Origin of the sequence: Kribbella sp. NPDC051587 (assembly GCF_044453945.1) — a bacterium.
Taxonomy (GTDB): domain Bacteria; phylum Actinomycetota; class Actinomycetes; order Propionibacteriales; family Kribbellaceae; genus Kribbella.
Genome location: NZ_JBITDE010000025.1, coordinates 1 through 8,597, shown reverse-complemented (window position 1 = coordinate 8,597; position 8,597 = coordinate 1). Strand labels below are relative to the sequence as shown.

5 protein-coding genes and 1 pseudogene are annotated in these 8,597 nt (G+C 66.6%); 3 read left to right on the top strand and 3 right to left on the bottom strand.

Going from position 1 to position 8,597, the window contains the following annotated elements; translation table 11 throughout:
* Positions 1-260 (bottom strand): annotated as a pseudogene (locus ACIA49_RS41820) (fasciclin domain-containing protein); the annotation flags it as partial.
* Positions 261-432: 172 nt separating this feature from the next.
* Here ACIA49_RS41820 and ACIA49_RS41815 point away from each other — a divergent pair.
* From ACIA49_RS41815 to ACIA49_RS41805, 3 genes are all read left to right on the top strand, one after another.
* Positions 433-2,193, top strand: a complete 1,761-nt coding sequence (locus ACIA49_RS41815; protein ID WP_396383930.1) for a cytochrome c biogenesis protein CcdA — start codon at positions 433-435, stop codon at positions 2,191-2,193.
* Positions 2,194-2,204: 11 nt separating this feature from the next.
* A complete protein-coding gene (locus ACIA49_RS41810) occupies positions 2,205-2,339 on the top strand; it encodes a hypothetical protein (RefSeq protein ID WP_396383929.1) in 135 nt (44 codons plus the stop codon).
* A 78-nt stretch (positions 2,340-2,417) separates the two neighbouring features.
* Positions 2,418-3,872 (top strand): carboxylesterase/lipase family protein, encoded by a 1,455-nt coding sequence (locus tag ACIA49_RS41805; RefSeq protein WP_396383928.1) that lies wholly within the window; start codon positions 2,418-2,420, stop codon positions 3,870-3,872.
* A gap of 14 nt (positions 3,873-3,886) precedes the next feature.
* On the opposite strand, the gene ACIA49_RS41800 is transcribed toward ACIA49_RS41805, so the two are convergent.
* Both ACIA49_RS41800 and ACIA49_RS41795 read right to left on the bottom strand, forming a co-directional pair.
* Entirely contained in the window at positions 3,887-4,084 is a 198-nt protein-coding gene (locus ACIA49_RS41800; RefSeq protein ID WP_396383927.1) for a hypothetical protein, read from the bottom strand.
* A gap of 2,217 nt (positions 4,085-6,301) precedes the next feature.
* On the bottom strand, positions 6,302-7,981 hold the full coding sequence (locus ACIA49_RS41795) for a DUF222 domain-containing protein (RefSeq protein WP_396383926.1): 1,680 nt from the start codon (positions 7,979-7,981) through the stop codon (positions 6,302-6,304).
* Between the last annotated feature and the right edge of the window lie 616 nt (positions 7,982-8,597).

Below are 8,597 nucleotides of genomic sequence, written 5' to 3'. Positions count from 1 at the left end.
GCGACGGGTGCGGCGGCCATGCCGTCGACGGAGCCGGCGCCGGTGGGGTTGGCCTTGGCGTAGGCCTCGCAGCCCGGGCCGACGAGGCCGGAGGCGTTGTCCATCGAGGGCTCGCTGGACGGGGCGCTGGTCGGCGCACTCGTGGGCTGGGACGCGGCCGGAGTGTCAGCCTTGTTGTCGTCACTGCCGCAGGCGGCCATCGTGAGCACAAGCGACAGGGCTGCGGCCGCGATACCGATGCGGGCGATGTTCTTGGACATGAGGGAACTACCTTTCGAAGTCATGGTGTGAGAAGGCGGCCGACACCGGTACTTCGGGGCTGTGGAGCGGGCGGATGGGTCGGATCGCGAACTGTTTCGGGACCCATCCGGCGCCGGGCGCAGGAACGAAGAGCAGCTGTCCTGTTCGGCTATCCAGCCTTGGAGTCTCCCGATGCTCACACTGGCCTTCATCGGATTGGTAGGCGGTCTGATCACCGGGGTCTCACCTTGTGTTCTGCCGATGCTTCCGATCATCTTCTTCGCCGGCACGGCCGGTAAGAAGGAAACTGTTCCTGCCAAGACTGTCCACGCCGGCGGCGGCGTCCTGGTCGAGGAGGTCGAGATCGCTAAGCCCCGCAGGGATTTCCGGCCGCTGAAGATCATCGGCGGGATCGTGGTCAGCTTCAGTTTGTTCACGCTGACCGGTTCGGTGATTTTGTCCGCGCTGGGTCTGCCGGACAGCTTCCTGCGCTGGGGTGGCCTGACCATTTTGACGCTGGTCGGTCTCGGCCTGATCTTCCCGGCGCTGGGTCATTGGATCGAGAAGCCGTTCTACCGGCTGCCGAAGATCAACCGGAACAACAACGGTGCGTTCGTTCTGGGTCTTGGGCTCGGCACTTTGTATGTCCCGTGTGCGGGTCCGGTGCTGGCGGCGATCACGGTGGCTGGTGCTACGGGCAACGTGGGTTGGCGGACGGTTGTGCTGACGGTGTCGTTCGCGATGGGTGCGGCGTTGCCGTTGCTGATCTTCGCGTCGGCGGGTTCGCGGATCTCGCAGCGGGTGAAGGCTTATCGCGATCACCAGAAGGGTTTCCGGATCGGTGGCGGGATCGTGATGATCCTGCTTGCGATCGCGTTGGCGTTCAATATCACTGACGTGATCCAGCGTTCGCTGCCGTCGTACACGAGTGGTCTGGAGAAGAAGGTCGCGGAGAACAAGACGGTGCAGGGTGTGCTGGCTCCGGCGCTCGGTCAGGGTGGTCAGGAGCTGGTGAAGTGCACGCCGGGTGCGGCTGAGCTGGCGATGTGTGGCGCGGCGCCGGAGTTCACTGGGACGCAGAAGTGGTTCAACACCCCGGGCGACAAGCCGGCGACGCTGGCTGAGCTGAAGGGCAAGGTCGTGCTGGTCGACTTCTGGGCCTACTCCTGCATCAACTGCCAGCGCGCCACACCGCACCTGCTCGCCTGGAACAAGGCCTACCAGTCCCTGGGGCTGCAGATCGTCGGCATCCACTCGCCGGAGTTCGCGTTCGAGAAGAGCGCCGGGAATGTCGATGCCGCGATCCGCAAGGAGGGCATCACGTATCCGGTCGGGCAGGACAACAACCTGGCGACGTGGACGGAGTACCGCAACCAGTACTGGCCGGCCAAGTACCTGGTCGACGCCACCGGCACCGTCCGCTCGATCAAGTTCGGCGAGGGCAGCTACGCCCAGACCGAGAACCAGATCCGCCAACTGCTCAAGGACGCGAACCCGAACGTCCAGCTGCCCGCGCCGGTGGACGGCACGGTGAAGGCCGATTCGATCGGTGCTGCCGGGACCACGCCCGAGACCTACCTGGGCTACTCCCGCGCCGCCAACCTGAACGGCAGCGGCAAGCTCACCCCGAACAAGACTGTTGCCTTTGGCCTCAATCCCGAACAGCCCGGTGACACCTACAGCCTCGGCGGTGACTGGAAGGTCGGCACCCAAAGTGTCACCTCCACCCAGGGCTCCCAGAGCCGGCTGAACTTCAACGCCGCCAAGGTCTTCCACGTCCTGTCCGGTGAAGGATCCGTCACCGTGTCCGCCCCCGGTCTCCCGGACAAGATCATCAAGGTCTCCGGTACGCCGAACGCCTACCAGCTGGTCGATCTGCCCAGCCAGCAGCGCAAGACCATGACCGTCACCTACAGCCCCGGCCTCACCGCCTTCACCTACAGCTTCGGCTGAGGAGTCAAACCATGAGCAACCATCTGAACGACGTCACCGACGCGGACTTCGACAGCGTCGTACTGCAGAGTGACAAGCCGGTCATCGTCGGCGCCAAACCGAAGGCAGCCCTCCTGAAAGACCTGCAGCAGTTCGCCAGCTTGTGAGGCGTGCGCACCTTCGCGAAGCGCTTCGGACGCGTGGCTTCGAGCTTCGCTGAGCGCGGCAATGCCAGACTGTGCGCCATGGGTGACCCTGTGGTGCACACGCCGACTGGTCCGGTGCTTGGCGAGCTCGGCGAGCATGGTGCGGTCTTTCGAGCCGTTCCGTACGCCGCGCCACCGGTGGGGGAGCTGCAGTTCCAGCCGCCCGCGCCGGTCAAGCCGTGGACGGAGGTTCGGGACGCGCGGAAGGCCGGTGCGACGGCGCCACAGTCCGGCGAGTCCTCGGAGCTGCTGCCGAACGAGGTGATCCCGGGTGACGACTTTCTGCACCTGAATGTCTGGACGCCGGACGTCGGTGGCTCGGCGCCGGTCGTGGTGTTCATTCATGGTGGTGCGTTCGTCACGGGCTCGAACGCGCTGACCGGGTACGACGGCTCGGCCTTCGCCCGCGACGGCGTGGTGTTCGTGGCGATCAACTACCGGCTCGGAGCCAACGGCTTCCTCTGGTACGGCGATGGCGTGGCCAACCTCGGACTGCTTGACCAGGTCGCCGCGCTGACCTGGGTACGGGATTCGATCGCGGCGTTCGGCGGTGACCCGGGATCCGTCACAATCATGGGGGAGTCGGCGGGCGCGATGAGTGTCGGCGCCCTGATGACGATGCCTGCCGCGCAGGGGCTGTTCCATCGCGCGATCATGGAGTCGGGTGCCGGCCACCACGCGATCTCGCCGGCCGGGGCGCTGAAGGTCGGGCAGCGGTTGGCCAAGGCGCTCGGTGTCGCCGCGACCCGAGAGGCAGTGGCGACGGCTTCTACGGCTCAACTGATCGCGGCTCAGGCGGCAGTATCCGCCCAGCTCGGCAAGTCGCCGTTCCGGCGTACTTGGGGTGACGTGGCAACGAACCTGATGCCGTTCGAGCCGGTGATCGACGGTGACGTGCTGCCGGAACTACCGATCCGCGCGATCGAGAACGGCGCCGGCCGCGACATCGACGTACTGGTCGGCTACAACACCCAGGAAGCCCGCCTGTTCTTCCTCGAGCTGCCCACCTCGGGCGTAAAGACGCGGATCACGACATTCCTGATGTCGCGGCTGTTCGGCCTCGGACGCAAGGACCGCGCGGCCTACCGTGGCTGGACGTCGAACGACCACGAGGCCCTGGTCGCCCTGCTGACCGACGCCGTCTACCGCATCCCCGCCCTGAACCTGGCCGAAGCTCACGGCCGAGCACACGTCTACCGCTTCAGCTGGGAGTCCCCGGCGTACGACGGCCGCCTAGGCGCAAGCCACGCCATGGAACTCCCCTACGTCTTCGACAACCTCGCCGACCCGAACTGGCGCGGCCTCCTCGCCGGCCCCGGCTCCCAACCCGTCGCCACCCGCATGCACACCGCCTGGGTCGACTTCGCCAAAACCGGCACCCCCGGCTGGCCGCCGTACACCGCAGACCGCGTCGAAATGGAGTTCGGCGGCGCCAACACCCTCCAAACCAACCTCCACCCCGAATCCCGCCACCTCTGGACCAACCGCCGCTAACCCCACAGCCAAGGTCACAACTCGTCCGCCCGTCCGCGCCGTCCAAAGGCAGATGGCTGGGCGCCGCGGTGGCTGAGGTGGATGGTGCTGTCGGCGACCGGCTCTTGGTTGCCTGGGCTGACGTGCTGTAGTTGCGCCTCACACAAGGCCGCCGTACAACTGAGGCCGTCGCCGACGGATCGCTGACCAACGTCGACCCCGAGAGTCTCCATCCCAGGGCTGGTTACCGCTAACTCAAGACACGACCTAGCCCCAAAGCCGCACCCCGGGGACGAGGTGAGCGGCTCGGCCGGGGACGTTCGCTGTGGTTGAGCTTGTCTGCGGCCGATTAAAGGCAGTGCGGCTGGGCGCCGCGGTGGCTGAGGTGGTTGGTGCTGTCGGCGACCGGCTCTTGGTTGCCTGGGCTGACGTGCTGTAGTTGCGCCTCACACAAGGCCGCCGTACACCTGAGACTATCGCCGACGGATCGCTGACCAACGTCGACCCCGAGAGTCCCCTTCGCTGGACTGGTTGCCGTTAACTCAAGACACGACCTGGCCCCAAAGCCGCACCCCGCAGCCGAGGTGAGCGGCTCGGCCGGGGACGTTTGTTGTGGTTGAGCTTGTCTGCGGCCGATTGAAGGCAGCGTGGCTGGGCGCCGCGGTGGCTGAGGTGGATGGTGCAGTCCGCGACCGGCTTCCTCGTCGCCTGGGCTGACGTGCTGTGGTTGCGCCTAAGAACAAGGCCTCCGTACACCTGAGACCGCCGTACACCTGAGACCGCCCTACACCTGAGACCGCCCCACACCTGAGATCGTCGCCGACGGACGCTTGACCGACGTCGACCCCGTGGAGCCGCCAGCTCTGGGCCGCACGCCGATAGCTCAAGACACAACCTAGCTAGCCCCAAAGCCGGAGCCCGCGGGCGAGGTGAGCGGCTCGGCCGGGGACGTTCGCTGTGGTTGAGCTTGTCTGCGGCCGATTGAAGGCAGTGTGGCTGGGCGCCGCTGGGGCTGAGGTGGATGGTGCCGTCGGCGACCGGCTTCCTCGTTGCCTGGGCTGACGTGCAGTGGTTGCGCCTCAGAACAAGGCCGCCTTACGGCTCAGACCGGCTACACCCGAGACCGCCCTGCACCTGGGACCGCCTACACCCGAGACCGCCCTGCACCTGGGACCGCCTACGCCCGAGACCGCCTATATCTGAGGTCGTCGCCGAGGGACCCTTGGCCGACGTCGACTCCGAGAGCCCCCGGCTATGGGGCGCACGCGGTAGCTCAAAGCACAACCTGGACCTAAGGCACACGCCCGCGGCTGAGGTGAGCGGCTCGGCCGGGGACGTTTGTTGTGGTTGAGCTTGTCTGCGGCCGATTGAAGGCGGGTGGCTGGGCGCCGCGGTGGCTGAGGTGGATGGTGCTGTCGGCGACCGGCTTCCTCGTTGCCTGGGCTGACGTGCAGTGGTTGCGCCTCAGAACAAGGCCGCCTTACAGCTCAGACCGCCTACACCCGAGACCGCCTACATCTGGGACCGCCTACACCTGAGACCGCCTATATCTGAGGTCGTCGACGAGGGACCCTTGGCCGACGTCGACTCCGAGAGCCCCCGGCTTTGGGGCGCACGCGGTAGCTCAAAGCACAACCTGGACCTAAGGCGCAGGCCCGCGGGCGAGGTGAGCGGCTCGGCCGGGGACGTTTGTTGTGGTTGAGCTTGGCTGCGGCCGATTGAAGGCGGGGTGGCTGGGTGCCGCGGTGGCTGAGGTGGATGGTGCTGTCGGCGGCTGACTTCCTCGTTGCTTGGGCTGACGGGCTGTGGTTGCGCCTCAGGACAGAGCGCCGCGACCCGGGACAAGATCGCTGTCCGGGATGCGCCTCAGAACAAGATCGATTCCGCCCGGGACAATAACCTGATCACGTCGTGCAGCCGGCTCGAGCTGATCCACAGGGCGGTTGGCGGCCTGAGTGGTGCTGCCTGGAACGGCTTGTGGCTGAGGCTGCCTGGCAGCTGGGGTCGGCGCGGACGCAAGCCTGTGCAACCGAGCGGGCGTCTGGGAGTCGCGGGGCACACCTTGCGGCCGGACGGTGGCGGCGGCCGCGTTGAGGAGCGCTTGCGAGCGGTGCTCGCTGTCGGGTGGCCTGTCGGCGGGCTCCGTTGTAGCGGTCGGAACGTCTGATACTCCACCGGATGTGTGATGCGGATCAGGTGGGCGGTACGGATGCGCGGGGGATCGGTCTGCTCGCTCGGGTGGTGACGGCGAGGCTGAGGATGCCCGGGCTGATGTAGGCCGGTCGGTTGAGCTGCAGTTTGGGATGCCGTTGGCCGCGGCCAGGTGGAGGGCATGCCGCATGCCCCGGTCCGTTGTGGGTTCCGGGGTGGTGACCTGGTGGGGTCAGGGCATGCGGGGGTGGGCTGGGCGCCACGTTAGTGGCGACGTAAAGCCCGGACGGGTCTCGGGCTTATGGGCCGGAGGCTGGGATGGCGTTGGTCGCCCAGGGATCGCTGTAGTCGGGCACCATCGCCCTCAACCGGGTTCGGAAGGCCTCGCGAGCGGCGGCCAGCTCCGGACTGGGCAGTCGACTGGCGGCGGGGAGACCGTCAAGCTGGCCAGGAGCCGGGTTGCTGCTGATATCGGGCCAGCCCACACTGGAAGCCGAGCTCGCAGCGGTTCTGATCGCGTTGGAACCCACGTTGCCGCTGGCTCTGTTCGTGGAGGCGCTGGTGGAAGCTGCGCGTGCACTGGTGCCCGCGGTGGCGGTGGCGCTGTCGGCCCAGGGATCAAAGATTGGGTCGGTGGCGTTCGCACCGGCGCTGGCGTCGCTTGTGCTGGATGCCGCTGGGTTGCGCGCATCGGGTTCTGCCGGGTTGCGGGCAGACGTTGTCCATGCGAGGAGTGCAGCGATAGCGGCGGGGTCGGTGTGGGGTGGTGGGTCGGCCCAGTCGGGGCGGGTGACGTGGACTTGTCCGCCGGTGATGGCGACAGCCCACTGGCCCGCGTGCACTGCGCGGTGGTGAGCAGCGCACAGCAGTACGAGGTTCTGAAGACTGGTCGGGCCACCGTCGGCCCAGTAGATGATGTGGTGGGCGTGGCACATCCACGGCGGTGCCTTGCACACCACACAGCCTTTGTCGCGCTTGTTCAAGGCGCGACGCAGGTACCGGTTCACGAATCGCTGCTCGGTTCCGACATCGAGCGGTTGTGAGTCGCCGCCGAGCACGATCGGCAGGATCGTCGCGTCACAGGCCAGCAATCGCACGGCTGAGGCGGACAGGTTGCCTCCGAGCACCATTTCACCGACCGCACCAGCACCGGACTCGTTGTCGGCGCGGCGGATGGCTTCGGGGGTGTTGGCGAGGAGCGCGGCTTTGAGGTCGTTGAAGTCGATGGTGACGGTGATGTGCGGTACGCCCGGATGTTCGGGGTTGCCGGCGGCGGCATCCAGGACGCCCTTGAACGAGTCGACCTGGCGGACGTCGAGCGGCCGCGGGTCGCGTTCACCGTCGACCGTCTTGTGCGGCTTGGCCCCGGTGTGGATCTGGGTCAGCAACAATTCGCCGCTGGCACCGGCGACGAACCCGGAGAACTTGACCCCGCCGTCGACTTGCCGCAGCCGGAATGTTTCTTTCGCGAGGGCCTCGTCCTCTGCCGGTTCAGCACCGTCGGTGTCCAGTCGTGCCAGTACCTCCTGACCGAACTTGGCTAGCTCACGGGGGTTGGAGATCCGGGCCACGTCGACCATCTGCTCTTCGGCGACCTCCAGTACGTCGACCGGGACCGAGGCGGGCGCCTTCTCCAGGGTGGTGACGATCACCTTGGCCAGCGCCGGGTCCAGGACCGCGGGGTGTGCGGGGTCGGTGGGGTCGGGCAGTGCGTCCACCACGGCCGGGTACTTGCCGAGGGCACCGGAAAACTTCAGGTCTTTGCGGACGACGGCGGGGTCGAGCCGGTACCGCTGCGCGACGAGTTCGACGGTGTCGCGGGCGCCGAGTTCTTGGGCGGTGCCCATTTCGTCGAGTCGTGCGGTGGCTTGCAGGATGTAGGTGTCGATGAGGGACTTGGCGGCATACAGGTTGTCGAGAGTGGTCAGCAGTTCGCTGCCACTCTGCGACCACACCGGCGCCATCGCCAAGTTCTCCATACCGAAAAGGATAGCCACGCCTACGGACAGTTTTCGAGCCGATAACCCCTTATTTACAACGGATGTGTGGGCAGTTCGCGTGGGCTGATTGCACACTCAACTTGCCCACGCCTCCCGATGACGTTGCTCGGTACTTTTTCGTCGCCTGGACCCGAAAAGTTCACCCATAACGCAAGACCCCCCGAGCACCCCGCACCCAAGCCACAGCCCGGAAGCCCAGGCAACGTCCACCTCGGTCGCCGTCCGCACCATCCCCCTCAACCATCTACCCCGCCGCGCCCGAAGGCTTCAGTCGACCGCCGCAGGCGGCCGGAGCCACGCCAACCACCGGGGGTTCGAACACCACGTAGCGGATGTGAACAGGTCATACCTTGTGCACGCCCACCGGAGCAGGTGCACACCCCCGCTACGCGGTCAGCGATCCAACCGCCTGGGGCGATCCATCCGCCGGGCGATGGTTGATCGGTGCTCAAGGTGAGTCGGTGATCTGACCTTGAGCACGGTTCAACCGTTTCGGCGGGGGTGGTTTCAGCCGGTTGTTGCACGTAGCGCCTCGTTGAGGGCTTGGGCTGGAGTTTGCCAGCCCAGGGTTTTGTCGGGGGCGTGTATTCAGCTT